The following is a 26,540-nucleotide window of genomic DNA, read 5'->3' on the forward strand; positions in this document are numbered from 1 at the left end:
CCGGGGGCGCGGCATGGGGCAGCGGGAAGCCGTTCTACGGCTGGACCAGCAGTGGGCGAGGGTCCGTTCGGGGGCGGCGCACGCCGGGCCCGAAGAGGCCGACCGGCTGCTCGCCGAGCTGATCGGCGCGCTGCGCGAGCCCGCCCGCACCGACGCCGAGTGCGCCGCGCGGCTGGGCCTGCGCCTGGGTGACCTCGCGGCCCGTCGCTTCGCCGCCGGGGACCGGGCGGGGGCCCTGTCCGCCATCGAGGAAGCACTCCGGCACGCCGGGCAGGCGGCCGGGCACGACCCCGAGTACGCCCGCTGGTACGCCCGGTCGCTGATCAACCAGGGCGTCTGGCTGGCCTGGCCGCTGAGCGACGCCGACCGGCTGCCCCGCTATCCCCTCGGCGCGGCCGGGGAGAGCGGCCCGAGCCCCATGGAGCGGGCGGCCGGCGAGCGGGCGCGTGAGGTGACCCGGGCCGCCGTCGAGGTCTGGGCCGGCCTCGACCAGCACGATCCGGTCAACCGGCGCGGCCTGGCGCAGGCCAAGGTGTTCCTCGGGGACCGCCTCGCCGAACTGGGCTTCGCCGACGACGCGGTGGCCTGGGCGGTGGACGCGGAGGCCGGGTTCCGCCGGATCCTGCTGTCCGGGCCGGACGAGGAGGAGGCGCAGGAGGCGGAGGGCGCCCTCGACCACATCGGCCGCCAGCTGGAACTGCGGCTGCGCCACCTGTCCTTCGACTCCCTCGCCGGTCTGCGCGCCCAGGGCCTGCTGCCCGAGCGGCTGCTGCCCCGGGCCGTGGTGGCCGCCCGGATCCAGGGCGCCCCGGAAGCGGAGATCGCCGCCCGGCTGGGCCTGGAGCCCGAGCAGGTCGCCACGAAGCTGGAGGTCACGCCCTGGCTCGCGGTGTGGCGCATCGAGGTGCGCGGCGCCGATGGGCTGTGGACGGTACCGGACCGGCTCTGGCAGGGCGCGGCGGAGGTCCGCGACCGGACGGCCGAGGAGGTGGCGGCCGAGCTGATCCGCGCCTTCATGGCGTCGGCGCAGTACCCGGGCGACGAGGGCTTGTGGCGCGTGCGGGTGTGGTGGCACGAGGAAGGCGACCCGGCGGGCGCCAAGTTCCGCCTGGTCATCGGCCCCGACGCACCCGGGGGTACCCCCTCGTGAAAGTTTGCACAAGGCGCGGCCTACGATAGGGGCCGTGTTGAACCCCCTCGCCTTCCTCGCCAGCCGCTGGACACCGTCACCCCGGACCGTCCGGCGGGCCGCGTTCGCCGCGCTCCTCATGAGCGTGGCCATCGTCGTCACCGGCGGCGCGGTGCGGCTGACCGGATCCGGTCTCGGCTGCGATACCTGGCCCAAGTGCACCGGCGACAGCCTGATCGTCACCCAGGAACAGGGATTCCACGGTGCGGTCGAGTTCGGCAACCGCATGCTGACGTACGTGCTGTGCGCGGCCGTCGGCTGGTGCATCCTCGCCGCCCGCTCCGCCAAGCCGTGGCGCCGTTCGCTCACCAGGCTCGGCTGGCTCCAGTTCGCCCTCGTGATGGGCAACGCGGTCCTCGGCGGCATCACCGTGCTCACCGGGCTGAACCCGTACAGCGTGGCCGGGCACTTCCTGCTCGCCACCTCCCTGCTCACGGTCACCACCGTCACCTGGCAGCGCACCGCCGAGGGCGACACCGCCCCCCGGCCCCGCGTCCCTGCCCCCGTGCGCAGGCTCTCCTGGGCCCTGGTCGCGGCGACCCTGGTCCTGATCGCGGCGGGCACGGTGGTCACCGGTTCCGGCCCGCACGCGGGTGACAGCAGCGAGATCAAGCGGATGCCGTTCGACTGGGCGGCCACCGCGCACGTCCACGCCGTGTCCGCCTGGGTGGTGTGCGCGCTCGCGCTGGCGGTGTGGCTGGTGCTGCGGGTGGCGGACGCCCCCGCCGACACCCGGGCGCGCGCCCGCGACCTGCTGGTCGTGTTGCTCGCCCAGGGCGCCGTCGGCTACGTCCAGTACTTCACCCACGTGCCCGAGGTGCTGGTCGCCGTGCACATGCTGGGCTCCTGCCTGGTGTGGATCTCGGTCGTGCGCGTGGTGCTCAGCCTGCGCGAGCGGGCGGTGGAGCGGGCGGGAATCCCCGCCCAGGGCGACAGCCAGCTCTCCGCCGTCTGAGCCGCGGGCGGTCAGGCCCGCTCGTCCAGCCGGTAGACGCGACGGGCGTTGCCCGCCGCGATCATCGCCGCGACGCGGTCCGCGTCCCGCCAGGACCAGGCCCCGTCGCCGACCCAGCCGAGCAGCACCCGGCCCAGCGCCTCGCGGAACACCAGGGCGCCCACCGCGTGCAGCTCGGGCAGCCGCCGGCCGCCGCTGGAGTAGAGCAGCTTCCCGAACGGCGCGACTTCCAGCAGCTCGGCCAGTACGGCCGCCGCTCCCGCGCCGGTCCGCGCGAGGAGCGGCCCCAGGTCGGCGTACACGTGCGGGAACGCCTCGGCCAGCCCGGCGGCGGCGCGGTGGTGCGGATAACCGCCGAGGAGCACCAGCGGCACCCCCGCGCCCCGGGTGGCCCGTACGAAGCCGGTCAGCAGCGCGGGATCGGCGTGCTCGGGCCGCTGCCCGGGCTCCGCGGCACCGGTGTGCAGCTGGATCGGCAGCCCGGTCGCGACGGCGCTCCACAGCAGGTGCCGCAGGAGGACGGGGTCGCGCACGGTGTCCCCTTTGGCGCGGCCGGCCAGCCACCGTCCGGCGGCTCCCCGTACGTCGCCCGGTCCGGGCGGTTCGGGCGCCTGGGCCAGGACGGCGGGATACCGCGCGCCCGCCCCGCACGTGAAGGCGACGGCCCCGGCGGCGGCGTGGTGGACGGCCTCGGCCAGGTTGGCGAGGAAGGCGGCGACGGTCCCGGAGGTATCGGCCACCTGCTCGGCCAGCGGCTCCAGCCGGACGGCCTCGAACGCCTCGGCGTCACCGGCGCGGGCCAGTTCCTTGGGGGCGGTGAGGTCGCCGGGCGCACCCGTGTCGACCAGGTAGGCGCCGATCCCCGCGCCCCGCAGCAGCAGCCGCCCGGCCTCGGTGACGCCGAGTTCGCGCCGCCGGGCGAGGTAGCGGACGGGCGGACAGTGGGGTTCGAGCCCGAGCAGCGGCGGGCACCAGCGGCGTACGGCGAAGCCGGTCTGGGTGTCGAAGAAGGTGGTGCCCGCGGCGGGCGGGCCTGCCGAGCGGACCAGCTCGGCCTCGAAGGTGCCGAGGCCGAGCTCGGTGCGGAGCACTCCCTGGCAGTACTGGTCCACCAGGGGCGGCGTTTCGATCATCCGGGCATCCCGTTGCGGACGTGAGGAAGCGGCTTCCACACGTCCTAACGGGTGAGCGGCGTGACAGGTGTTGCTCGCGCTGTTGACCGAGCCGCCCCCGAAAGGACCACCGGCCCCTCGGGCCGGGCGGGACTTCTCGGGACACGCCCTAGATCTGGATCCCGGCCATGCGCGACCACTCGTACGGGCCGGTCTTCACGCGGGCGGCGAACTCGCCGTCGAACTCCTCGTGGAGGGTCAGCCCGGCCTTCTCGGCGGCCTGCTCGGCCGCCGCGTAGGTCGGGGCCACCAGGTCGCCCCAGCCGCCGTCCGTGCCGACGAGCACGATCCGGGTGCCGGCCTGCCCGATGTGCGCGAGCTGCCCCTCGGCGCCGCCGTGCCGCTTGGCGAACGCGCCGATCTGCCTGGCCAGCTTCGCGGCCGTCCGGTCCTGCTTCTTCGTGTCTGCGGTGGTGTCTGCCATGGACGGCATGCTACCGGCGGGTAATGAACGGAGGAAGCGTCAGCGCAGGAAGGGGTCCACGGCCACGGCGACGAAGAGCAGCGACACGTAGGTGATCGACCAGTGGAACAGCCGCATCTCCTTGAGCTTCGCGCCCGTCACCCCGGCTTTGGCCCGCGCGTTCAGCGCGTGCGCCTCCCACAGCCACCAGCCGCCCGCCAGCAGCGCGACGGAGGTGTAGAACCAGCCGGTGTAGCCCAGCGGGGTCAGCAGCAGCGAGACGGCCACCATCACCCAGCTGTAGAGGACGATCTGACGGGCCACGACCTTGTTGCCGGCGACGACCGGCAGCATCGGTACGCCGACCCGGGCGTAGTCGTCCTTGACCTTCATCGACAGCGGCCAGTAGTGCGGCGGCGTCCAGAAGAAGATGACGAGGAAGAGGATGACCGCGGCCCAGGAGACCTCGTTCTTCACCGCCGACCAGCCGATGAGCACCGGCATGCAGCCCGCGATGCCGCCCCAGACGATGTTCTGGGCGGTGCGCCGCTTGAGCAGCATCGTGTAGACGACGACGTAGAAGAGGAGCGCGCCGAGCGAGAGCGCGGCGGACAGCCAGTTGATCAGCAGACCGAAGAACAGGGTCGAGAGGACCCCGAGCGAGATGCCGAAGACCAGGCACTCGCGCGGGCTCACCATGCCGGTCACCAGCGGGCGCTGCGACGTACGGTCCATCAGCGCGTCGATGTCGCGGTCGATGTACATGTTCAGCGCGTTGGCGCCGCCCGCCGACAGGTATCCGCCGAAGCAGGTCGCGAGAACCAGCCACAAGGACGGCACGCCCTGTTCGGCGAGGAACATCACCGGCACTGTGGTGATCAGCAGAAGTTCGATGATCCGCGGCTTGGTCAAAGCCACGAAAGCCATGACCCTGGCCCCGAACGGCCGATGACCGGGAGGGGTCCCCAGCACCCCCGCTGGACGGGATTCGACGGCCGTCACGCACACCCCTGACAGAGAATTCAGCAAGCCGGGGCAAGAGGCCCGTAAGGCTTGCACGTACTACGCCACTCTAGACGTTGCCCTCACCCCGCCCGGCCCCGGGGTCGCCTCGTGTTGGGCCGATCGGTCCGGGCGCAGGTGAACACCAGTCGGCGACCCGGCGACGCACTACCGGCACTCGAATAGTGGCGCGCCGTCTCGGGGGTAGGCTCGGAATCGCGCCGGTGCACCGTTCGTCACCGGGAAACAACATGTGGAGAGGAGCCCTGACTCACGGTGAGCACCAAGCCGACCACCACAGAGCTCGAGTGGACCGAACTGGACCAGCGGGCCGTCGACACCGCCCGCATCCTGGCCGCGGACGCGGTCCAGAAGGTCGGGAACGGCCACCCCGGAACGGCGATGAGCCTGGCCCCCGCCGCGTACACCTTGTTCCAGAAGGTCATGCGCCACGACCCGGCGGACCCCCAGTGGGTCGGCCGCGACCGTTTCGTGCTCTCCGCGGGCCACTCGTCCCTCACCCTCTACACCCAGCTCTACTTCGGCGGCTTCGGCCTGGAGCTGGACGACCTCAAGGCGTTCCGCACCTGGGGTTCCAAGACCCCCGGTCACCCGGAGTACGGCCACACGGCCGGCGTGGAGACCACGACCGGCCCGCTCGGCCAGGGCGTCGCCAACGCGGTGGGCATGGCCATGGCCGCCCGTTACGAGCGCGGCCTGTTCGACCCGGACGCCGCCCCGGGCACCTCCCCGTTCGACCACATGGTCTACGCGATCGCCGGTGACGGCTGCCTCCAGGAGGGCATCTCCCACGAGGCGTCGGCCCTGGCCGGCCACCAGAAGCTCGGCAACCTGGTGCTGCTGTGGGACGACAACCACATCTCCATCGAGGGCGACACGGAGACTGCCGTCTCCGAGGACACCCTCAAGCGCTACGAGGCGTACGGCTGGCACGTCCAGCGCGTCGCCCCGAAGGAGAACGGCGACCTCGACCCGAAGGCGGTCTTCGAGGCGCTCAAGGCGGCGAAGGCCGAGACCGGTCGTCCGTCCTTCATCGCCATGCGCTCGATCATCGCCTGGCCGGCCCCGGACGCCCAGGGCACCGAGGCCGCGCACGGCTCGGCCCTCGGTGACGACGAGGTCGCCGCCACCAAGCGCGTCCTCGGCTTCGACCCGGAGAAGACCTTCGAGGTCTCCGACGAGGTCATCGCGCACACCCGCAAGGCGCTGGACCGCGGCCGCGAGGCCAAGGCCGCCTGGGAGAAGGACTTCTCCGCCTGGCGCACCGCCAACCCGGAGCGCGCCGCCGAGTTCGACCGCATCGAGGCCAACGAGCTGCCCGCGGGCTGGGAGGACAAGCTCCCCGTCTTCGAGCCCGGAAAGGGCGTCGCCACCCGCGCGGCCTCCGGCAAGGTGCTCCAGGCGCTCGGCCCGGTCATCCCGGAGCTGTGGGGCGGCTCGGCCGACCTGGCCGGCTCCAACAACACCACCATCGACAAGAACTCCTCGTTCCTGCCGGAGGGCAACCCGCTGCCGGAGGCCGACCCGTACGGCCGCACCATCCACTTCGGCATCCGCGAGCACGCCATGGCCGCGTCCATGAACGGCATCGCGCTGCACGGCCACACCCGCATCTACGGCGGCACCTTCCTGGTGTTCTCCGACTACATGCGCAACGCCGTGCGCCTGTCGGCCCTGATGCACCTGCCGGTCACCTACGTGTGGACGCACGACTCCATCGGCCTGGGTGAGGACGGCCCGACCCACCAGCCGGTCGAGCACCTCGCCTCGCTGCGCGCCATCCCGGGCCTGAACGTGGTCCGGCCGGCCGACGCGAACGAGACCGTCGTCGCCTGGCGCGAGATCCTGCGCCGCCACACCAAGGTGTTCGGCAAGGGCGCCCCGCACGGTCTGGCGCTGACCCGTCAGGGCGTGCCGACGTACGAGCGCAACGACGACGCCGCCAAGGGCGGGTACGTGCTGTTCGAGGCGGCCGGCGCGGACGGCGCGAAGGCCGAGCCGCAGGTCGTCATCATCGGCACCGGTTCCGAGGTCCAGCTGGCCGTCGCTGCGCGTGAGGCGCTGCAGGCCGAGGGCATCGCGACCCGGGTCGTGTCGATGCCGTCCGTCGAGTGGTTCGAGGAGCAGGACCAGGCGTACAAGGACAGCGTCCTGCCGCCGTCCGTGCGTGCGCGCGTCGCCGTCGAGGCGGGCATCGGCCTGACCTGGCACCGCTTCGTCGGTGACGCCGGCCGCATCGTGTCCCTGGAGCACTTCGGTGCCTCGGCCGACGCGAAGGTGCTCTTCCGCGAGTTCGGCTTCACTCCCGAGGCCGTTGCCGCAGCCGCCCGCGAATCGCTCGCCGCCGCCGCGCGCTGACGCCCTTACACGACCAGTAGGAGATGCAATTCCCATGACAGACGCACTCAAGCGCCTCTCCGACGAGGGCGTGGCGATCTGGCTGGACGACCTGTCCCGCAAGCGCATCACGTCCGGCAACCTCGCCGAGCTGATCGACCAGCAGCACGTGGTCGGTGTCACCACCAACCCGTCGATCTTCCAGAAGGCCATCAGCCAGGGAGACGGCTACGACGGGCAGCTCTCGGACCTCGCCGCCCGCAAGGTGACCGTCGAGGAAGCCATCCGCATGATCACCACGGCGGACGTCCGCGACGCCGCCGACATCCTGCGGCCGGTCTTCGACGCGACCGAGGGCCAGGACGGCCGGGTCTCGATCGAGGTCGACCCGCGCCTGGCCCACAACACCAAGGCGACCGTCGCCGAGGCCAAGCAGCTGGCCTGGCTGGTGGACCGCCCGAACACCCTGATCAAGATCCCGGCGACCATGGGCGGCCTGCCCGCGATCACCGAGGTCATCGGCCGGGGCATCAGCGTCAACGTGACCCTGATCTTCTCGCTGGAGCGCTACCGCCAGGTCATGGACGCGTACCTGGCGGGTCTGGAGAAGGCGAAGGCCGCGGGCCTGGACCTCTCCAAGATCCACTCGGTGGCCTCCTTCTTCGTGTCCCGCGTGGACACCGAGATCGACAAGCGCCTGGACGGCATCGGCACCGACGAGGCCAAGGCCCTCAAGGGCAAGGCGGCGCTCGCCAACGCCCGCCTGGCCTACGAGGCGTACGAGGAGGTCTTCTCCTCCGAGCGCTGGGCCGCCCTGGACAAGGCGCACGCCAACAAGCAGCGCCCGCTGTGGGCCTCGACCGGCGTGAAGGACCCGGCGTACAAGGACACCCTGTACGTGGTGGACCTGGTCGCCCCCGGCACCGTCAACACCATGCCGGAAGCCACCCTGGACGCCACCGCCGACCACGGTGAGGTCACCGGCGACACCATTCACGGCACGTACGCGCAGGCGCGCGCCGAGCTCGACGCGATCGCCGCGCTGGGCATCTCGTACGACGAAGTGGTCCAGCTGCTCGAAGACGAAGGCGTCGAGAAGTTCGAGGCGTCGTGGAACGACCTGCTGAAGTCGACCCAGGCGGAGCTCGAGCGCCTCGCCCCCGCGGAGGACTGAGTATTTTGTCGGTGAACGGAGCGAACCCGCTTCGTGACGCACAGGACCGGCGGCTCCCGCGTATCGCGGGGCCGTCCGGCCTGGTCATTTTCGGCGTTACGGGTGACCTGTCGCGCAAGAAGCTGATGCCCGCCGTCTACGACCTCGCCAACCGCGGCCTGCTGCCCCCGGGCTTCTCGCTGATCGGGTTCGCCCGCCGCGAGTGGCACGACGAGGACTTCGCCCAGGAGGTGTACGAGGCCGTCAAGCAGCACTCGCGCACCCCCTTCCGCGAGGAGGTCTGGCAGCAGCTGGTCCAGGGCTGCCGCTTCGTCCAGGGCGAGTTCGACGACGACGCGGCCTTCGAAACCCTCAAGGCAACGATCGAAGAGCTCGACAAGGCGCAGGGCACGGGCGGCAACTTCGCCTTCTACCTGTCGGTCCCGCCCAAGTTCTTCCCCAAGGTGGTCCAGCAGCTCAAGGACCACGGTCTGGCGCAGAAGGAGGGTTCCTGGCGGCGCGCCGTCATCGAGAAGCCCTTCGGCCACGACCTCAAGAGCGCCGAGGAACTCAACAAGGTCGTCCACGAGGTCTTCCCCCGTGACGAGGTCTTCCGGATCGACCACTACCTCGGCAAGGAGACCGTCCAGAACATCCTGGCGCTCCGCTTCGCCAACACCATGTTCGAGCCGATCTGGAACCGGTCGTACGTCGACCACGTGCAGATCACGATGGCCGAGGACATCGGCATCGGCGGCCGGGCCGGTTACTACGACGGCATCGGCGCGGCCCGTGACGTCATCCAGAACCACCTGCTCCAGCTGCTGGCGCTGACCGCGATGGAGGAGCCCGGCTCCTTCCACCCCAAGGCGCTGGTGGCCGAGAAGCTCAAGGTGCTGACCGCCGTGGAGCTGCCGGAGGACCTGGGCAAGCACACCGTGCGCGGCCAGTACTCGGCGGCGTGGCAGGGCGGCGAGAAGGTCGTCGGGTACCTCGAAGAGGACGGCATCGACCCCAAGTCGAAGACCGACACCTACGCGGCCATCAAGCTGGAGATCAACAACCGCCGTTGGGCGGGCGTCCCGTTCTACCTGCGGACCGGCAAGCGCCTGGGCCGTCGGGTGACCGAGATCGCGGTCGTCTTCAAGCGGGCCCCGTACCTGCCGTTCGAGTCGGGCGCGACCGAGGAGCTGGGGCAGAACGCCCTGGTCATCCGGGTCCAGCCGGACGAGGGCATCACGGTGCGTTTCGGCTCGAAGGTTCCGGGCACCTCCATGGAGGTCCGCGACGTGACGATGGACTTCGCCTACGGCGAGTCCTTCACCGAGTCCAGCCCCGAGGCGTACGAGCGGCTGATCCTCGATGTCCTGCTGGGTGACGCGAACCTCTTCCCGCGCCACCAGGAGGTCGAACTGTCCTGGAACATCCTCGACCCGATCGAGGAGTACTGGGACAAGCACGGGAAGCCCGCGCAGTACCCGGCGGGCACCTGGGGGCCGGTCGAGGCGGACGAGATGCTCGCACGAGACGGACGGAGCTGGCGCCGGCCATGAAGATCGACCTTACGGAGACCACCTCCAGCAAGATCAACGCCGCGTTGGTGCAGGCACGCCGGGAGCTCGGCACGCCCGCCATCGGCATGGTCCTCACGCTGGTGATCGTGACCGACGAGGAGAACGCGTACGACGCGCTCAAATCGGCTAACGACGCGTCCCACGAACACCCTTCGCGGATCATCGTCGTGGTCAGGCGGGTCAGCCGCTCCCCCCGCAGCCGTCGCGACGCCCGGCTCGACGCGGAGATCCGCGTCGGGACGGACGCCGGTACCGGCGAGACGGTGGTGCTGCGCCTGCACGGTGAACTGGTCCACCACGCCCAGTCGGTGGTTCTCCCGCTCCTCCTGCCCGACGCCCCCGTGGTCGTCTGGTGGCCGGAGGGGGCTCCGATGGACCTGGCGGGCGACCCGCTGGGTGCGCTCGGTCAGCGCCGGATCACGGACACCTACTCCTCGGAGGAGCCCGTCGGTGCGCTCGGCGCCCGGGCGCAGGCGTACGCACCGGGTGACACGGACCTGTCGTGGACCCGGATCACGCCCTGGCGCTCGATGCTGGCCGCCGCGCTGGACCAGCAGAGGGTGTCGGTCATCTCCGCCACCGTCGAGGGCGAGGACGAGAACCCCAGCTGCGAGCTGCTGGCCATGTGGCTGGCGGACCGCCTCGGCGTGCCGGTGACGCGCACGCTGTCCCAGGGCCCGGGCCTGACCGCCGTACGCATGGAGACCAAGGACGGCACGATCGTCCTGGACCGCGCGGACGGCTCCCTGGCGACGCTGTGCATGCCCGGTCAGCCCGACCGGGCGGTGGCCCTCAAGCGGCGTGAGACGGCCGAGCTGCTCGCGGAGGAGCTGCGCCGGCTGGACCCGGACAACACGTACGAGGCCTCGCTGAAGTTCGGCGTGGACCGGCTGGAGGCGGCCGGTGCCCCGGCCGCCGCTCCCGCGGAAGCCCCCGCGGAAGCTCCCGCGGAAGCCCCGGCGAAGGCCCCCGCGGCCAAGCCGGCCGCCAAGACCGCGGCGAAGAAGGCCACGGCCAAGCAGTGACGTTTCTCGGCCGCCGGCCGGACCCCCTCCCGAGGGGGTCCGGCCGGCGGCCGTTCCCTTTCCCTCAGGCGCCGGACCGGTCCGGCACGAGCAAGAAGGCGGCACGCACATGGGTATGACGACTCCCCAGGTCGTCGTCCACCGGGACAAGGAACTGATGGCCCAGGCCACGGCGGCCCGGCTCATCACGAAGGTCGTGGACGCGCAGGCGGCCCGCGGCAGCGCCTCGGTGGTGCTGACCGGGGGCCGCAACGGCAACGGGCTGCTGGCCGCGCTCGCCGCGGCCCCGGCCCGGGACGCGATCGACTGGTCCCGGCTGGACCTGTGGTGGGGCGACGAGCGCTACGTCCCCGCCGACGACCCCGAGCGCAACCACGTCCAGGCCCGGGAGGCGCTCCTGGACGCCGTCCCCGTCGACCCGGCGCGCGTCCACGTGATGCCGGCGTCGGACGGCCCGTACGGGACGGACGTCGACGCGGCGGCGGCGGCCTACGCCGAGGAGCTGCGCAAGGCCTCGGGGCCCGAGGACCACGGCCCGGTCCCCACCTTCGACGTGCTGATGCTGGGCGTCGGCCCGGACACGCACGTCGCCTCCCTGTTCCCGGAGCACCCGGCGGCGCGCGAGAGCGACCGCACGGTGGTCGGGGTGCACGGGGCGCCGAAGCCGCCGCCGACCCGGGTCTCGCTGACCCTCCCGGCGATCCGCGCGGCGCGCGAGGTCTGGCTGCTGGCGGCGGGCGAGGACAAGGCGGGCGCGGTGGCCATCGCGCTCGGCGGCGCGGGCGATGTGCAGGCCCCGGCGGCGGCCGCGTACGGGCGCAGCCGGACCCTGTGGCTGCTGGACCGCCCGGCGGCGGCGAAGCTGCCCGCGGGCCTCTACCCGCCGGTCTGACGGCTCTACCCGCCGGTCCGCGGACGGGTGGGGACGGGTGCGGGGGCCTGTCGCGGCCCCCGCACCCGCCGCCGGATCAGGACCGGCCGCGCAGCGTGCGGTAGGTGGAGACCAGCTCCCGGGTGGAAGGGTCGAGGTCCTCCATGTGGGAGCCGTCGACCAGGGCCGGCTCGAGCTGCTTGGCCAGCACCTTCCCCAGTTCCACGCCCCACTGGTCGAAGGAGTCGATGTTCCACACCGCGCCCTGGACGAACACCTTGTGCTCGTAGAGGGCGATCAGCTGACCCAGTACCGCCGGCGTCAGCTCGTCCGCGAGGATCGTCGTGGTCGGGTGGTTGCCGCGGAACGTCTTGTGCGGGACCAACTCCTCGGCGACGCCTTCCGCCCGCACTTCCTCCGCCGTCTTGCCGAAGGCCAGTGCCTGGGTCTGCGCGAAGAAGTTGGCCATCAGCAGGTCGTGCTGCGCCGCCAGTTCGGGTTCCAGTTCCGCCACCGGGCGGGCGAAGCCGATGAAGTCCGCCGGGATCATCCGGGTGCCCTGGTGGAGCAACTGGTAGTACGCGTGCTGCCCGTTGGTGCCGGGCGTGCCCCAGACCACCGGGCCGGTGTCCCAGTCCACCGGCTGTCCGTCCCGGTCCACGGACTTGCCGTTGGACTCCATGTCCAGCTGTTGCAGGTACGCCGTGAAGCGCGAGAGGTAGTGGCTGTAGGGGAGCACGGCGTGCGACTGCGCGTCGAAGAAGCCCACGTACCAGACGCCGAGCAAGCCCATCAGCAGCGGCGCGTTCTCCTCCGGCGGCGCCGTACGGAAGTGCTCGTCCACGGTGTGGAAACCGCCCAGCATCTCCCGGAAGGCGTCCGGGCCGATCGCGATCATCAGCGAGAGGCCGATGGCGGAGTCGAAGGAGTAGCGGCCGCCGACCCAGTCCCAGAACCCGAACATGTTGGCCGGGTCGATGCCGAACTCCTCCACCTTCCCGGTGTTGGTCGACAGCGCCACGAAGTGCCGGGCCACCGCCGCGTCGTCACCGCCCAGCCCGGCCAGCAGCCAGGTCCGCGCCGAAGTGGCGTTGGTGATGGTCTCGATGGTCGTGAACGTCTTGGAGGCGATGATGAACAGCGTCTCGGCGGGGTCCAGTCCCCGCAGCGCCTCGTGCAGGTCGGCGCCGTCCACGTTGGACACGAAGCGCAGGGTCAGCCCGCGGTCGGTGAAGGCGCGCAGCGCCTCGTAGGCCATCGCCGGACCGAGGTCGGAGCCGCCGATGCCGATGTTGACGACGTTCTTGATGCGCTTGCCGGTGAACCCGGTCCACTCCCCCGACCTCACCTGCTCGGAGAAGGCGGCCATCTTGTCGAGCACGGCGTGGACGGCGGGCACGACGTTCTCCCCGTCCACCTCGACCACCGCGTCCCGGGGCGCGCGCAGCGCGGTGTGCAGGACCGCCCGGTCCTCCGTCGTGTTGATCTTCTCACCGCGGAACATCGCGTCGCGCAGCTCGGCCACGCCGGTGGCCGACGCCAGTTCACGCAGGAGTGCGAGCGTCTCGTCGGTGACGAGGTGCTTCGAATAGTCGATGTGCAGGTCGCCGACCCGCAGGGTGTAGCCGGCGCCCCGGCCGGGATTCGTCTCGAACAGCTCCCGCAGATGCGTCTGCCCCAGCGCTTCCCGGTGCTTTCCGAGTGCCAGCCACTCGGGCGTCCGGTTGAGCCTCGTCTTACGGCTGTCTGCGTTCATCTCGGACATCAACCCACTTCTTCCGTCCTGTTGTGCCCCGCCACGCCCCAACCTAAGGGATCCGAAGGGGGACAACGCGCACAAAGGGGCCCGGCCCGCGGGATTGTTCTCTCCCGCGGGCCGGGCCCCCAGTCACTCTTGAGTGGACCGGCGAGGGCCGACTCTCAGATCTCGCCCCGGAGTTTGGCGAGCGCCTCGGCGAGGATCGCCTCGCCGTCGGCATCGGTACGCCGCTCCCGCACGTAGGCCAGGTGCGTCTTGTACGGTTCGGTGCGCGGCGGCGCAGGCGGGTTGTCCCGGTCCTGGCCGGCGGGGAAGCCGCAGCGCGGGCAGTCCCAAGTGTCCGGTACCTGTGCGTCGCTGGCGAAGCTCGGCTGCGTCTCGTGCCCGTTCGAGCACCAGAAGGAGATGCGCAGGCGGGGCGCGGATTCGCCGCGCTCGGCCTCGCCCATCGGCCCCGCTCCGACCCGACTTCCACGGATCGCGTTGCCACTTGCCACGGTCGTAACTCCCTGCCTGATGGTGCCGCGGAGCGTGAGGGGTTTTCCGCTGCGGGCGCCCAAGTCTACGTAAGGCCGGGCGGCCGTCCAGCAACTGCAGGGGGCGCCCCCGCAGGAGCCCATGATAGGCCGCAGGGGGCGCGGCGGACCGGCACTATGGCCGGAACGCTCGGCTCGCGGGTTACTTCCTCAGCAGGCCGAGCGCGACGATGCAGGCGAACCACAGGAGACCGATCACGACGGTGATGCGGTCCAGGTTGCGCTCGGCGACCGAGGAGCCGCCCACCGACGACTGCATGCCGCCGCCGAACATGTCGGAAAGGCCACCGCCCTTGCCCTTGTGCATCAGCACGAGCAGCATCAGCAGGGCGCTGAAGACGATCAGGGCGATCGAGAACCCCAGAATCACGGCTGGTTCCTACTTTCCTGGCTGTTCCGGCCATCCGATTGTGCCGGGCGCGGGGGCCAGTGGCTGGTGGTACAGCCTCCTGGCCCCCGCAAGGGTACGACGGATCCGTCCTGGCGCATACTCGCTGCGGGGACGGCCGGGCCCTACTGGTCCCGGAAGCGGACGATCTTGACGAACTCTTCCACGTCCAGTGCCGCGCCGCCGATCAGGGCGCCGTCGACGTCGGGCTGGGCCATGATCGCGGCGATGTTGCCGGACTTGACGGAGCCGCCGTACTGGATGCGGACCTTGTCGGCCAGCTCCTGCGAGTACAGCTCGGCCAGGCGGCCGCGGATCGCCCCGCAGACCTCCTGGGCGTCCTCGGGGGTGGCGACCTCGCCGGTCCCGATGGCCCAGACGGGCTCGTAGGCGATCACGATGGACTCGACCTGCTCGGCGGGGACACCGGCCAGGCCGCCGTCGACCTGGGCGAGCGTGTGCTCGACCTGCCGGCCGGCCTTGCGGACGTCGAGGCCCTCCCCGACGCACAGGATCGGGGTGAGCCCGTGGCGGTAGGCGGCCTTGACCTTGGCGTTGCAGAGCTCGTCGCTCTCGCCGTGGTACTGGCGGCGCTCGCTGTGGCCCACGGCCACGAACGTGCAGGCCAGCTTGGCCAGCATCGGGCCGGAGACCTCACCGGTGTAGGCGCCGGAGTCGTGCGCCGAGATGTCCTGGGCGCCGTACTTGATCTTCAGCTTGTCGGCGTCGACGAGGGTCTGGACGGAGCGCAGGTCGACGAAGGGCGGCAGGACCGCGACCTCGACGGCGTCGTAGTCCTTGTCGGCGAGCGAGAAGGCGAGCTTCTGGGTGTGGGCGATGGCCTCGATGTGGTTGAGGTTCATCTTCCAGTTGCCCGCCATGAGCGGGGTGCGCGTGGTCATTGAGTGTCAGACCTCCAGTGCGGCGAGGCCGGGGAGCGTCTTGCCCTCGAGGTATTCGAGGGAGGCGCCGCCACCGGTCGAGATGTGGCCGAAAGCGTTCTCGTCGAAGCCGAGCGTGCGCACCGCGGCGGCGGAGTCCCCGCCGCCGACGACGGTGAACGCGTCGCTGTCGACGAGGGCCTGCGCGATCGCGCGGGTGCCTCCGGCGTAGTCGGGGTGCTCGAAGACGCCCACGGGACCGTTCCAGAACACGGTCTCCGCGTCGGCGATCTTCGACGCGTACAGCTCACGGGTCTTGGGACCGATGTCCAGACCCTCCTTGTCGGCGGGGATCTTGTCCGCGTCGACGGTGATGAAGTCGGCCGGGGTCTTGCCCTTGAGGTCGGGGAAGTCCGCGGACGCGAGGATGTCGACCGGCAGGACCAGCTCGACGCCGCTCTTCTCGGCCCGGGCCATGTACTCCTTGACGACGTCCACCTGGTCCTTCTGGAGCAGGGAGATGCCGACCTCGAAGCCCTTGGCGTAGAGGAAGGTGTACGCCATGCCGCCGCCGATGAGGATGCGGTCGGCCTTGCCGAGCAGCTGGTCGATGACGGCGAGCTTGTCGGAGACCTTGGCGCCGCCGAGTACGACCACGTACGGGCGCTTGACCTCGTCGGTCAGCTTCTTGAGGACGCCGACCTCGGTGGCGATGAGGTAGCCGGCCGCGTGGGGCAGGCGCGCGGGCAGGTCGAAGACCGACGCGTGCTTGCGGTGGACGGCGCCGAAGCCGTCGCCGACGTAGAGGTCGGCGAGCTCTGCGAGCTGGTCGGCGAAGGCGCCGCGCTCGGCGTCGTCCTTCGAGGTCTCGCCGGCGTTGAAGCGCAGGTTCTCGATGACGGCGACCTGGCCGTCGGCGAGGGACGCGACGGTCTCCCTGGCGGACGGGCCGACGGTGTCGGTGGCGAACGCGACGTCCGTGCCGAGCAGCTCACCGAGCCGCTCGGCGGCGGGGGCCAGCGAGAACGCCGGGTCCGGGGCGCCCTTGGGACGGCCCAGGTGCGAGGCGACGATCACGCGGGCGCCGGCTTCGGCGAGCTTGGCGATGGTCGGCTGGACGGCGCGGATGCGCCCGTCGTCGGTGATCTCGGTGCCGGCGAGCGGCACGTTGAGGTCCGCGCGGACGAAGACCCGCTTGCCCAAGACGCCCTCGGCGAGAAGTTCGTCGATCGTCTTCATGTGTTTCTACTCCTTATCCCCACGCGGGGTTTCCGTCCCGACCTGGGTGAGAGGGTACGAGACAAGCCACAGGGCCCGTGCGGCGCCTCGTTGCGCCACTCGGACCCTGTGCCTCACATCGTGCTGCCTGCCGTGACGATCAGAGCTGACCGCCGACGAACACCGTCAGGTCGACGAGGCGGTTGGAGTAGCCCCACTCGTTGTCGTACCAGCCGATGACCTTGACCTGGTTGCCGTCCTGAACCATCGTCAGGGACGCGTCGAAGGTGCAGGACGCGGGCCAGTTCACGATGTCGGAGGAGACGATCGCGTCCTCGGTGTAGTCGAGGATGCCCTTGAGCTGACCCTCGGCGGCCTTCTGGAACGCCGCGTTGATCTCTTCCTTGGTGGTCTCGCGGGAGAGCTCCAGGACGAGGTCGGTGACCGAGCCCGTCGGCACCGGCACGCGCATGGCCATCCCGTCCAGCTTGCCCTTGAGCTGCGGGAGGACCAGCGCGGTGGCCTTGGCGGCACCGGTCGAGGTCGGGATGATGTTCTCGGCGGCGGCACGGGCGCGGCGCAGGTCCGAGTGCGGGAAGTCGAGGATGCGCTGGTCGTTGGTGTACGCGTGGACCGTCGTCATCATGCCCTTGACGATGCCGAAGTTCTCGTCGAGGACCTTGGCCATCGGTGCCACGCAGTTGGTGGTGCAGGAGGCGTTGGAGATGACGTGGTGGTTGGCCGCGTCGTACTTGTCCTGGTTGACACCCATCACGATCGTGATGTCCTCGTCCTTGGCCGGGGCCGAGATGAGGACCTTCTTCGCGCCGGCCGCGATGTGCTTGGCGGCGTCGGCCTTCTTGGTGAAGATGCCGGTCGACTCGATGACGATGTCGGCGCCCAGCTCGCCCCAGGGCAGGTTGGCGGGGTCGCGCTCGGCGAACGTCTTGAAGGTGTTGCCGTTGACGGTGATGGTGTCGTCGGTGTGGGAGACCTCGGCCTTGAGGCGGCCGAGGATGGTGTCGTACTTGAGCAGGTGCACCAGAGTGGCGTTGTCAGTCAGGTCGTTGACACCGACGATCTCGATGTCCGCTCCCTGCTCAAGGAGCGCCCGGAAGTAGTTGCGGCCAATACGACCAAAACCATTGATGCCTACGCGGATCGTCACGAACCGATCTCCTCGTTGGTGCGCCGGTAAAAGTCCCCCGGCGAGCTGTATGGGATGTCCCCGACCGCTTACGACCCTACCTCTCCGTGAGCTTCTGAGTGACATCGGCCGACGGCTGACACTCCCCTGCTTCCCAGGAATGACACCGCGAGGCCCCGTGCCGGACGTGCCGGCACGGGACCTCTGGGACCTTGTCCCCGTTACCCGGAGTGAGGGCCCGCTAAGCCTGGAATCAGTGGTTCAGTGAACGGAGTGCCCTACCGACGAGTACGGCACGGTCGGACGCCGTCGGGACGTGTTCCAGGCCGAATCCGAGCAGGACCGTGTCACGCGTAGTGACAGCGGCGTAGGACTTGAAGAGCTCCCCGGACCTGTACCAATCACCCGGGACGACGGGGCTCCCGGCCGGTGCGCCCTGCGCCGTCCACGCCCCCAGCGAGGTCTCGAAGCCCTCGACGGCCCGGTCCGCCCCGCCGACGTTCAGCCTCGCCTCGTCGGCGAAGACGCCGCGGCCGCCCGCCCCGCCGTCGGTGATGTAGGACAGCGAGACCTCGACGGACTTTCCGGCGTAGGCGCTCAGGTCGAAGGAGACCTGCTTCCAGCCGCCCGAGGAGCCGGTGAAGCTGTTCCACGCCCCGCTGCTGCCGTGCGGCGTGCAGCCGCCGGCCGTCAGGTCGAGGTAATGGCGCAGGAAGGGGTGTCCGTTGATGAAGAACCCGGCCTCGCACTCGGCGGGGACCGCGGTGCTGCTGAGGCCGCCGGCCTCGGGCAGCGTGGTCCAGTCCTCCGCCCCGACGGTGTGCGCCTCCAGGACGGCGTGGTCGTACCCCGGCTCGGTGTTCCAGTTGAGGGCCGCCTTGAGCTGCGGCCGGTCGGCGGCCGTGACGCCGGTGAGGTCGATGGTGCGGGTCAGCCGCTTCCACTCGTTGTCCTCGTGGGTGGCCGAGGCCATCCCGGTGCCCGCGTAGGGGGCGTACGGGTTCACGACCCCGTCGTACTGGCCCGCCTGCGCGCTCTTGAACTGCGGGAACCGCGCCGGTGGCAGGGTTTGCGAGGTCACGGAGTAGGAACCGGGGTGGTCCAGCGGGTTGTCCGCCGCGTTCCCGAGGGCTGCCTTGGCTCCGCTGAGGGCGCCCGCGCCGGTGAAGGCGGTGGGCCCGCTGACGTCGGCCCGGCCGTAGGCGCCGAGGTAGTACTGGCTGAAGTCGTCGGTGGCGGCGCGGCCGACCTGGGCGTTGCCGCCCGCCAGCTCGCCGGCCTCGATGAGTTTGCCGCCCTCGTTGAGGAAGTCGCGCACCGCGAGCTGGGTGTCGCCGCCGGGGCTCTTGGCCCCGGTGTAGTGGACGGCCGTGCGGAAGTGGGAGAGCACCCCGAGGTGGTGCGGGACGCCCTGGGTGGCGACGTCCCAGACGGCCGCCTTCTTGCCGTTGGCGCGCAGGGCGGCGACGTACTCCTCGGCGTGGGTGGCCTTGGCGCCTTCCTCGGCGATCACGAGGACGTCGGCGTCGCGCGGCCGTTCGGCCACCGTGTAGGTGAAGTGCTCGCTGGAGATCTCCCTGCCCCGGTCGCGGCCGGTGAACCAGACCTCGACCTTGTCGCCCGGCTCGGCGCCGTCCACCTTGGCCCGGTACTCGTCGAACCAGTTGTTGTCGTCGCCGCCGTAGACCTCGCCGCCCTTCCAGGCCTTGAGCCCGTCGTCGTGGGTGCGGCCGCCGTTGACGCGGAACTTGAGCTGCTTGTCCCGCAGCGCCTTGCGGGCGGTGACGGAGACGGTCTGGTCCTCGCCGCGCTGCACGTAGGAGGTGGTGAAGGGGTCCACGGTGAAGTCGGCGGCGCTCAGGCCGACGGAGGACACCGGCCGGTCCGGGTGCGCGGCGCTCTCGGCGACCGACAGCGCGAAGGGGACGTTCTTGGCGAACTCGGCCTGGATGAGCTTCTCGTCGTCGGGGAAGTTGAAGACGGACCGGCAGTCCTCGGGCTTCCACCGGTCGCCGGGATCGACGGCGGACGCCGTCTGGCAGGTGCTCATCTCCGGCGTGAACATCATGACGCCGTTGACGTTGGCCGCGTGGCCGTCGGCCTCGCCGTTGGTGGTGTAGAGCTCGGAGGACACCTGGGGGTAGTAGCCGGGGATGGCCGAGTGCTCGGGGGTGCCGGCGAGCGCCTTGTAGGCCACGTCGTCGGGGGTGGGGGTGGCGACCTGCCAGCCCACCCCGTAGAGCAGCAGCTCGGCGGCCGAGTGGTAGTTGATCGCGTACGCGAAGCCGACGCGCTTCTCGAAGGCGTCCAGGGCGACGGTCTCGGGCTCGGAGTTCGCCTTCGGGCCGCGGTAGGTCTCGCTCGACGGGCTCTCGGAGGAGCCCTCGTCGTCGTACCCCCACCTGTAGGCGAAGTTCCGGTTCGGGTCGACCCCGTCGACGGCGGTGATCTTGCCGTCGCCGTCGTTGTCGCGCAGGTTCTTGCGCCACAGCCGCTGCCCGTCGGGGGCGTGCGTGTAGTCGTAGCCGTCGGGGTTGGCGGAGAGCAGGAACCACAGTTCGGTGGAGTCCACCAGCTTGGTGATGCGCTGGTCCTTGCCGTAGGTGTCCAGCGTCCGGTGCATCAGCCGCCGGGTCATCTCGGGGGTGATCCACTCGCGGGCGTGCTGGTTGGACATGTAGAGCACCGAGGGCTTGGCGCCGTCCTTGGTCTTCTTGGCGTCCTTGGTGACCTTCAGGGCGAGGATGTCCTTGCCCCGGACGGTCTTGCCGATGGAGACGACCTTGGTGAGGGACGGGTTGGCCCGCGCGGTGGCGAGGATCTCCTCCTGGAGGCCGCCCTTGCCGCTGTACGGGCGGAAGACGCCGTCCCCAGGGGCTTCGGCGCGGGCGCTCGGGGCGGTCTTGCGCTCGGCGATCTTGACGCCTTGTGCGGCGAGTCCCCCTGCCTGCCCCGCGGTGAGGAACAGTTCGGCCTTCGCCGTCCCGCTCTCGGGCGGGTGCGCGGCCAGTTCGTGGGCGTCCTGGCCGGCGGCGAGGACGAGCGGGATCTGTTCCTTGGTGAGGTCGGCGTCGTAGACCCGGACCTCGTCGGAGGCCGGTCCGGCTCCGCCGTCCGCCGCGGGCCGGGCGTGCGCCGCTACGGGTGAGGCGGCGAGTGTGGTTCCGATGACGAGTGCGCTAGCGGCGAGGATCGATCTCGCGCGGTGCCTCATGTGCCCCCCTGGGCGTCGTCTGCCACGAAAGCGTTGGGAGCCAGGCTCACGATCGCCCATGCCCATGTCAATGGGGCGTACGACGCGGGGCCCGCACGATCACCCGTGCGGGCCCCTGTCTTCCCTGCTCCGTACGGAGACCGGCCCGAGGGCCGAGGGGGGTTCAGCCGGCCATGTTGTCGGCCAGTTCCTCGCTGAGGTCGAGGTTCGACTCCGTGCCCGGGATGCCCAGGTCCTGCGCCCGCTTGTCGGCCATCGCCAGCAGCCGCCGGATCCGGCCCGCGACCGCGTCCTTGGTCAGCGGCGGGTCGGCGAGCGCGCCCAGCTCCTCGAGGGAGGCCTGCTTGTGCTCCATGCGCAGCCGGCCGGCCGCGGCGAGGTGCTCGGGGACCTCCTCGCCGAGGATCTCCAGCGCGCGCTGCACGCGCGCTCCGGCGGCCACCGCGGCCCGCGCCGAGCGGCGCAGGTTGGCGTCGTCGAAGTTCGCGAGGCGGTTGGCGGTGGCGCGCACCTCGCGCCGCATCCGCCGCTCCTCCCACGCCAGAACCGACTCGTGGGCACCCAGCCGGGTCAGCAGCGCGCCGATCGCGTCGCCGTCGCGGACCACGACCCGGTCCACCCCGCGCACCTCGCGCGCCTTCGCGGCGATCGAGAGCCTGCGGGCGGCGCCCACCAGGGCCAGGGCGGCCTCCGGTCCCGGGCAGGTGACCTCCAGGGAGGAGGACCGGCCCGGCTCGGTGAGCGAGCCGTGGGCCAGGAAGGCGCCGCGCCAGGCCGCCTCGGCGTCGCAGGTGGCCCCGGAGACCACTTGCGGGGGCAGACCCCGGATGGGGCGGCCGCGCCCGTCCACCAGGCCGGTCTGGCGGGCCAGCTGGTCCCCGCCGGCCACGACCCGGACGACGAAGCGGCTGCCGCGGCGCAGCCCGCCCGGGGCCATCACCACCAGGTCCGAGGAGTGCCCGAAGATCTCCAGGATGTCCTTGCGCAGGCGCCGGGCGGCGATGCCGGTATCGAGCTCCGCCTCGATGACGATGCGGCCGCTCACCAGGTGCAGCCCGCCCGCGAACCGAAGGATCGCCGAGACCTCCGCCTTCCTGCAGCAGGTCCGGGTGACGGGGAGGCGGGAGATCTCATCCTTCACCGCGGGCGTCATCGCCATGGGCCGATCCTTCCATGCATCCGAAAAATACGGTCGTACGCGGCGGCCAGCAGCTCCGGATCATGCTTCGGAGCCCCGTCCTGCCTGGCCACGGGCGCCAGCTCGACCGCGGCGCCGAACCGTTTTGCGGCATCGGCCAGGGACTCGCGGTCGGGCACGGCGGCCTCGTCGGCCAACACCACGTCCAGGGCGAGTTTAGGGGCGTGTCGGGCCAAAACCTCCAAATGACGCTGCGGAGAGAAGCCCTCTGTTTCACCGGGCTGCGGCGCGAGGTTCAGCGACAGCACCCTGCGGGCCTTCGTCGTGATCAGCGCGTCGAGCAGTTCCGGCACCAGCAGGTGCGGGATCACCGAGGAGAACCAGGACCCCGGCCCGAGCACCACCCAGTCCGCGTCGAGCACGGCCGCGACCGCCTCCGGCACGGCCGGCGGATCGCCGGGGACGACCTGTACGGACAGCACCTCGCCCGGGGTCAGGGCCACCGTGGCCTGCCCCCGCACGGTGTCCACGTCCTGCGGGCGCGCCGGGTCGTGGCCCTTGACCAGTGCCTGGAGCTCCAGCGGGACCGCCGACATCGGCAGCACCCTGCCCTGCGCGCCGAGCAGCTTGCCGACCAGGTCGAGCGCCTGCACGGGGTCGCCGAGCTGCTCCCACAGGGCGACGATCAGCAGGTTGCCGACCGCGTGCTCGTGCAGGTCCCCCGCCGACTGGAACCGGTGCTGGATGACGCGGGCCCAGGTCTGGCCCCACTCGTCGTCCCCGCACAGCGCGGCCAGCGCCTTGCGCAGGTCCCCGGGCGGCAGCACGCCGAGCTCCTCGCGGAGCCGGCCGCTGGAGCCGCCGTCGTCGGCGACGGTGACCACGGCCGTGAGCTCGCCGGTGATCCGGCGCAGCGCGGCCAGGGAGGCCGACAGGCCCATGCCCCCGCCGAGGGCGACGACCTTGGGCGCGACCACCTTGGCGGCGGCGCGGCGCCCGGTGCGGCCCGCGCCGTCCTCACCCCGGCCGGGGGCGAGACGGCGCAGGCGGCGCAGGCGCAGGGAGCGTCCGGTCACTCGCGCCCCATGTCCCGGTGGACGACGACGGTCTCTACTCCCTCGGAGGCGAGGCGGGCCGCGAGCTTCTCGGACATGGCCACGCTGCGGTGCTTGCCGCCCGTGCAGCCGACCGCGATGGTCACGTACCGCTTGCCCTCACGGCGGTAGCCGGTGGCGATGAGCTGGAGCAGCTCGGTGTACCGGTCGAGGAACTCCTTGGCGCCGGGCTGGCTGAACACGTACCCCGACACCTCCGGGTTGAGCCCGGTGAAGGGGCGCAGCTCCGGGACCCAGTGCGGGTTGGGGATGAACCGGCAGTCGACGACGAGGTCGGCGTCGACGGGGAGGCCGTACTTGTAGCCGAAGGACATGACGGTGGCCCGCAGCTCGGGCTCCTCGTCACCCGCGAACCGGGCGTCCATCTTGGCGCGCAGCTCGTGCACGTTCAGGCTGGAGGTGTCGATGACGAGGTCGGCGTCACCGCGCAGCTCGCGCAGCAGGTCGCGCTCGGCGGCGATGCCGTCGACGATGCGCCCGTCGCCCTGGAGGGGGTGCGGGCGGCGGACCGACTCGAAGCGGCGGACCAGCGCGTCGTCGGAGGACTCCAGGAAGACGATGCGGCGGGTGACCCCGCGGGACTCCAGGTCGGCGAGGGACTCGCGCAGGGCGTCGAAGAACTGGCGGCCGCGGACGTCCACGACGACGGCGATGCGCGCCACGTTGCCCTGCGAGCGGGCGCCGAGCTCCACCATGGTGGGGATCAGCGCCGGCGGGAGGTTGTCCACGACGAACCAGCCGAGGTCCTCCAGGCACTTGGCCGCGGTACTGCGGCCGGCCCCGGACATCCCGGAGATGATCACCAGCTCGGGGATGGCCGCCTCGGCGGTCTCGCCGGGCTCCACTGTCGTGCCCGTACTCACCTGTGCTCCGTCTCGGTCGTACTCGGTGTCGTTCTGGTCAGCTGCGTTCGCCGCGGCTTCGTTCGCCGCGTGGTCGTTCGCCGGTCGCTCGGTCATGGCGTTGTCCCCCGTTCGGACTCGTCTTCGATGATCTCTCCTGTCGCCATGTTGACGGCAGGACGGGCGGGGACGGCCTGGGCGAGCGCGGCGGCCACGGTCTCGGCCGTCTTGCGGCCTATGCCGGGGACCTCGCAGATCTGGTTGATTGTCGCCGCTCTCAGCTTCTTCACCGAACCGAAGTGCTTGATCAGGGCCTGCTTGCGGCTCTCGCCGAGACCGGGCACCTCGTCCAGCGGGCCCGCCTTGAACCGCTTTCCGCGCTTGTTGCGCTGGTACTGGATGGCGAAGCGGTGGGCTTCGTCACGCACCCGCTGGAGCAGGTAGAGGCCCTCGCTGGTGCGGGGCAGCACCACCGGGTCGTCCTCGCCGGGCAGCCACACCTCCTCCAGCCGCTTGGCGAGGCCGCACACCGCCACGTCGTCGATCCCCAGCTCCTCCAGGGCCCGCTTGGCTGCGGTGACCTGCGGCCGGCCGCCGTCGACCACGACGAGCTGCGGCGGGTACGCGAAGCGCTTGGGGCGCCCGTCGTCCTCTTCGGGGCCGTTCGTCTCCCCGTCTTCCGGGGACCACTCGCCCGTCTTCAACTTCTCCTGGAGGTAGCGCCTGAAGCGCCGGGAGACCACCTCGTGCATGGAGCGGACGTCGTCCTGCCCTTCGAACGACTTGATCTGGAAGCGCCGGTACTCGCTCTTGCGGGCCAGACCGTCCTCGAAGACGACCATGGAGGCCACGACGTCGTCGCCCTGGAGGTGCGAGATGTCGAAGCACTCGATGCGCAGCGGCGCGCCGTCCAGCTCCAGGGCCTCGGCGATCTCCTCCAGGGCGCGGGAGCGGGTGGTGAGGTCGGCGGCCCGCTTGGTCTTGTGCAGGGCGAGGGACTGCTGCGCGTTGCGGTGGACGGTCTCCATGAGGGCCTTCTTGTCCCCGCGCTGTGGGATGCGCAGGCTGACCTGCGAACCGCGCCGCTCGGCGAGCCACTGGCCGAGCACCGGCGTGTCCTCGGGCAGGGCGGGCACCAGCACCTCCTTGGGGACGGCCTCGCCCTTCTCCTCGCCGTACAGCTGCTGGAGGGCGTGCTCGACCAGGCCCGCCGTGTCGACGGCCTCCACCTTGTCGGTGACCCATCCGCGCTGGCCGCGGACCCGGCCGCCGCGCACGTGGAAGATCTGCACGGCGGCTTCCAGCTCGTCCTCGGCGACCGCGATGAGGTCGGCGTCGGTGGCGTCGGCGAGCACGACGGCGTTCTTCTCCATGGCCCGGCGCAGGGCCCCTATGTCGTCGCGCAGCCGGGCGGCCTTCTCGTACTCCATCTCCTCGGCCGCCTCGTGCATGTCCTTCTCCAGGCGGGAGAGGTAGGTGCCGGTGCGTCCCGCCATGAAGTCGCAGAAGTCCCCGGCGAGTTCGCGGTGCTCCTCGGGGGTGACGCGGCCGACGCAGGGGGCGGAGCACTTGCCGATGTAGCCGAGCAGGCAGGGCCGGCCGATCTGGGCGGACCGCTTGAACACCCCGGCGGAGCAGGTCCGCACGGGGAACACCCGGAGCATCAGGTCGACGGTCTCGCGGATCGCCCAGGCGTGGCCGTAGGGCCCGAAGTAACGCACGCCCTTCTTCTTGGGGCCGCGCATGACCTGGACCCGGGGGTACTCCTCGTTCATCGTCACGGCGAGGGAGGGGTAGCTCTTGTCGTCCCGGTACTTGACGTTGAACCGGGGGTCGAACTCCTTGATCCAGGAGTATTCGAGCTGGAGCGCCTCGACCTCGGTGGAGACGACGGTCCATTCGACGGAGGCGGCGGTCGTCACCATGGTGGCGGTACGGGGGTGCAGGTTCGCGACGTCCTGGAAGTAGCTGGCCAGGCGTTGGCGCAGGCTCTTGGCCTTCCCGACGTAGATCACCCGGCGGTGCTCGTCGCGGAACTTGTAGACGCCCGGGGACTCGGGGACCTGCCCCGGCTGGGGGCGGTAGCTGGAGGGGTCGGCCATGCCAACCACCCTACTGTCGCCGACGGACAACCCACCCCCACGCCTCTCCCCCGGCCGGGGCTGCTGCACCGGATCCCGGGGGCACCCCGGCCGGGAACGTTCCCCCGCCCCGCCGTGAACGGCCCCCGGGCCCCTGCCGCACCGCCTGCCCGGCATGACGGGCCGGGGCGGGGGCCCGGGCGGACGGGCCCGGGCGGGCGCGGGCGGGCGGGCGCGGGCGGGCGCGGGGCGGCCGTCCCGGGGAGGGCGGGGCCGCGGGGGCTTGCCGCCGGAGGCGGGACGGGGCGGAGCCCCCGACCGCCATGCGCGCGCGGCGGTCGGGGGCTCGGGGGCGCACGACCGGGGGGCCGGGGGCTCGCCGCCGGTTTCGGGAAGGGGCGGGGAGGGCCCTGGCCGCGCAGCGGGCCCGGCCAGGGCGCCGCACCCGACCCGGCCGGGCTCGCACCCCCGTCCCGGGGGGCCGGGCAGCGGGACGGGGCCTGGGCGGGCCCCGCCGAG

General features: G+C 71.4%; 21 protein-coding genes. 7 read left to right on the forward strand and 14 right to left on the reverse strand.

The features are described from left to right. The first annotated feature begins 13 nt into the window (after positions 1-13). A complete protein-coding gene (locus tag OHA81_RS08540; protein WP_329194271.1) occupies positions 14-1,150 on the forward strand; it encodes a hypothetical protein in 1,137 nt (378 codons plus the stop codon). Positions 1,151-1,154: 4 nt separating this feature from the next. Continuing rightward, positions 1,155-2,144 (forward strand): COX15/CtaA family protein, encoded by a 990-nt coding sequence (locus OHA81_RS08545; protein ID WP_329194273.1) that lies wholly within the window; start codon positions 1,155-1,157, stop codon positions 2,142-2,144. A gap of 11 nt (positions 2,145-2,155) precedes the next feature. On the opposite strand, the gene OHA81_RS08550 is transcribed toward OHA81_RS08545, so the two are convergent. The 3 genes from OHA81_RS08550 to OHA81_RS08560 form a co-directional block, all read right to left on the reverse strand. Beyond that, the gene (locus OHA81_RS08550; protein ID WP_329194275.1) at positions 2,156-3,277 is read right to left on the reverse strand and encodes an amidohydrolase family protein; all 1,122 of its coding nucleotides are present in this window, start codon (positions 3,275-3,277) and stop codon (positions 2,156-2,158) included. A 148-nt stretch (positions 3,278-3,425) separates the two neighbouring features. After that, a complete protein-coding gene (locus OHA81_RS08555; protein WP_329194277.1) occupies positions 3,426-3,740 on the reverse strand; it encodes a hypothetical protein in 315 nt (104 codons plus the stop codon). Between the two features lie 39 nt (positions 3,741-3,779). Beyond that, positions 3,780-4,721 carry a heme o synthase gene (locus OHA81_RS08560; RefSeq protein WP_329194279.1) on the reverse strand — a complete coding sequence of 314 codons (942 nt, stop codon included), beginning with the start codon at positions 4,719-4,721 and terminating at the stop codon, positions 3,780-3,782. A gap of 276 nt (positions 4,722-4,997) precedes the next feature. Between OHA81_RS08560 and tkt the strand changes: the two genes are divergently transcribed. From tkt to pgl, 5 genes are all read left to right on the forward strand, one after another. Further along, positions 4,998-7,100: a transketolase gene (tkt, locus tag OHA81_RS08565; RefSeq protein ID WP_329194281.1), complete on the forward strand. Its 2,103-nt coding sequence runs from the start codon at positions 4,998-5,000 to the stop codon at positions 7,098-7,100. Between the two features lie 34 nt (positions 7,101-7,134). Further along, entirely contained in the window at positions 7,135-8,253 is a 1,119-nt protein-coding gene (gene tal, locus OHA81_RS08570) for a transaldolase (RefSeq protein ID WP_329194282.1), read from the forward strand. A 2-nt stretch (positions 8,254-8,255) separates the two neighbouring features. Beyond that, on the forward strand, positions 8,256-9,785 hold the full coding sequence (zwf, locus tag OHA81_RS08575; RefSeq protein ID WP_329202100.1) for a glucose-6-phosphate dehydrogenase: 1,530 nt from the start codon (positions 8,256-8,258) through the stop codon (positions 9,783-9,785). Further along, complete coding sequence (gene opcA / locus OHA81_RS08580) at positions 9,782-10,831, forward strand: glucose-6-phosphate dehydrogenase assembly protein OpcA (RefSeq protein ID WP_329194284.1); 1,050 nt, start codon at positions 9,782-9,784, stop codon at positions 10,829-10,831. The genes zwf and opcA overlap by 4 nt, the downstream gene beginning before the upstream one ends. 115 nt (positions 10,832-10,946) lie before the next feature. Further along, positions 10,947-11,723, forward strand: coding sequence for a 6-phosphogluconolactonase (gene pgl, locus OHA81_RS08585; RefSeq protein ID WP_329194286.1), 777 nt, complete (start codon positions 10,947-10,949; stop codon positions 11,721-11,723). A 76-nt stretch (positions 11,724-11,799) separates the two neighbouring features. Here the strand turns inward: pgl and pgi are convergent, their stop codons facing one another. From pgi to uvrC, 11 genes are all read right to left on the reverse strand, one after another. Beyond that, a complete protein-coding gene (gene pgi, locus OHA81_RS08590; protein ID WP_329202102.1) occupies positions 11,800-13,458 on the reverse strand; it encodes a glucose-6-phosphate isomerase in 1,659 nt (552 codons plus the stop codon). A gap of 164 nt (positions 13,459-13,622) precedes the next feature. Next, complete coding sequence (locus tag OHA81_RS08595; protein WP_007263454.1) at positions 13,623-13,958, reverse strand: RNA polymerase-binding protein RbpA; 336 nt, start codon at positions 13,956-13,958, stop codon at positions 13,623-13,625. Between the two features lie 181 nt (positions 13,959-14,139). Then, positions 14,140-14,361, reverse strand: coding sequence for a preprotein translocase subunit SecG (gene secG / locus OHA81_RS08600; protein WP_190182709.1), 222 nt, complete (start codon positions 14,359-14,361; stop codon positions 14,140-14,142). A 149-nt stretch (positions 14,362-14,510) separates the two neighbouring features. Continuing rightward, entirely contained in the window at positions 14,511-15,287 is a 777-nt protein-coding gene (gene tpiA, locus OHA81_RS08605) for a triose-phosphate isomerase (protein ID WP_329194288.1), read from the reverse strand. Positions 15,288-15,293: 6 nt separating this feature from the next. Continuing rightward, entirely contained in the window at positions 15,294-16,505 is a 1,212-nt protein-coding gene (locus tag OHA81_RS08610) for a phosphoglycerate kinase (RefSeq protein ID WP_329194291.1), read from the reverse strand. Positions 16,506-16,644: 139 nt separating this feature from the next. Continuing rightward, positions 16,645-17,652 (reverse strand): type I glyceraldehyde-3-phosphate dehydrogenase, encoded by a 1,008-nt coding sequence (gap, locus tag OHA81_RS08615; protein WP_329194293.1) that lies wholly within the window; start codon positions 17,650-17,652, stop codon positions 16,645-16,647. A 232-nt stretch (positions 17,653-17,884) separates the two neighbouring features. After that, positions 17,885-20,845, reverse strand: coding sequence for a M14 family metallopeptidase (locus OHA81_RS08620; RefSeq protein ID WP_329194295.1), 2,961 nt, complete (start codon positions 20,843-20,845; stop codon positions 17,885-17,887). Between the two features lie 163 nt (positions 20,846-21,008). Further along, positions 21,009-22,004, reverse strand: coding sequence for a DNA-binding protein WhiA (gene whiA / locus OHA81_RS08625; protein WP_030237199.1), 996 nt, complete (start codon positions 22,002-22,004; stop codon positions 21,009-21,011). After that, entirely contained in the window at positions 21,995-23,059 is a 1,065-nt protein-coding gene (locus OHA81_RS08630; RefSeq protein WP_329194300.1) for a gluconeogenesis factor YvcK family protein, read from the reverse strand. The genes whiA and OHA81_RS08630 overlap by 10 nt, the downstream gene beginning before the upstream one ends. Beyond that, positions 23,056-24,057: an RNase adapter RapZ gene (gene rapZ / locus OHA81_RS08635; RefSeq protein WP_329194302.1), complete on the reverse strand. Its 1,002-nt coding sequence runs from the start codon at positions 24,055-24,057 to the stop codon at positions 23,056-23,058. The genes OHA81_RS08630 and rapZ overlap by 4 nt, the downstream gene beginning before the upstream one ends. Then, positions 24,054-26,042, reverse strand: coding sequence for an excinuclease ABC subunit UvrC (gene uvrC / locus OHA81_RS08640; RefSeq protein WP_329194304.1), 1,989 nt, complete (start codon positions 26,040-26,042; stop codon positions 24,054-24,056). The genes rapZ and uvrC overlap by 4 nt, the downstream gene beginning before the upstream one ends. Positions 26,043-26,540: the final 498 nt, after the last annotated feature.

Origin of the sequence: Streptomyces sp. NBC_00667 (assembly GCF_036226825.1) — a bacterium.
Taxonomy (GTDB): Bacteria; Actinomycetota; Actinomycetes; order Streptomycetales; family Streptomycetaceae; genus Streptomyces.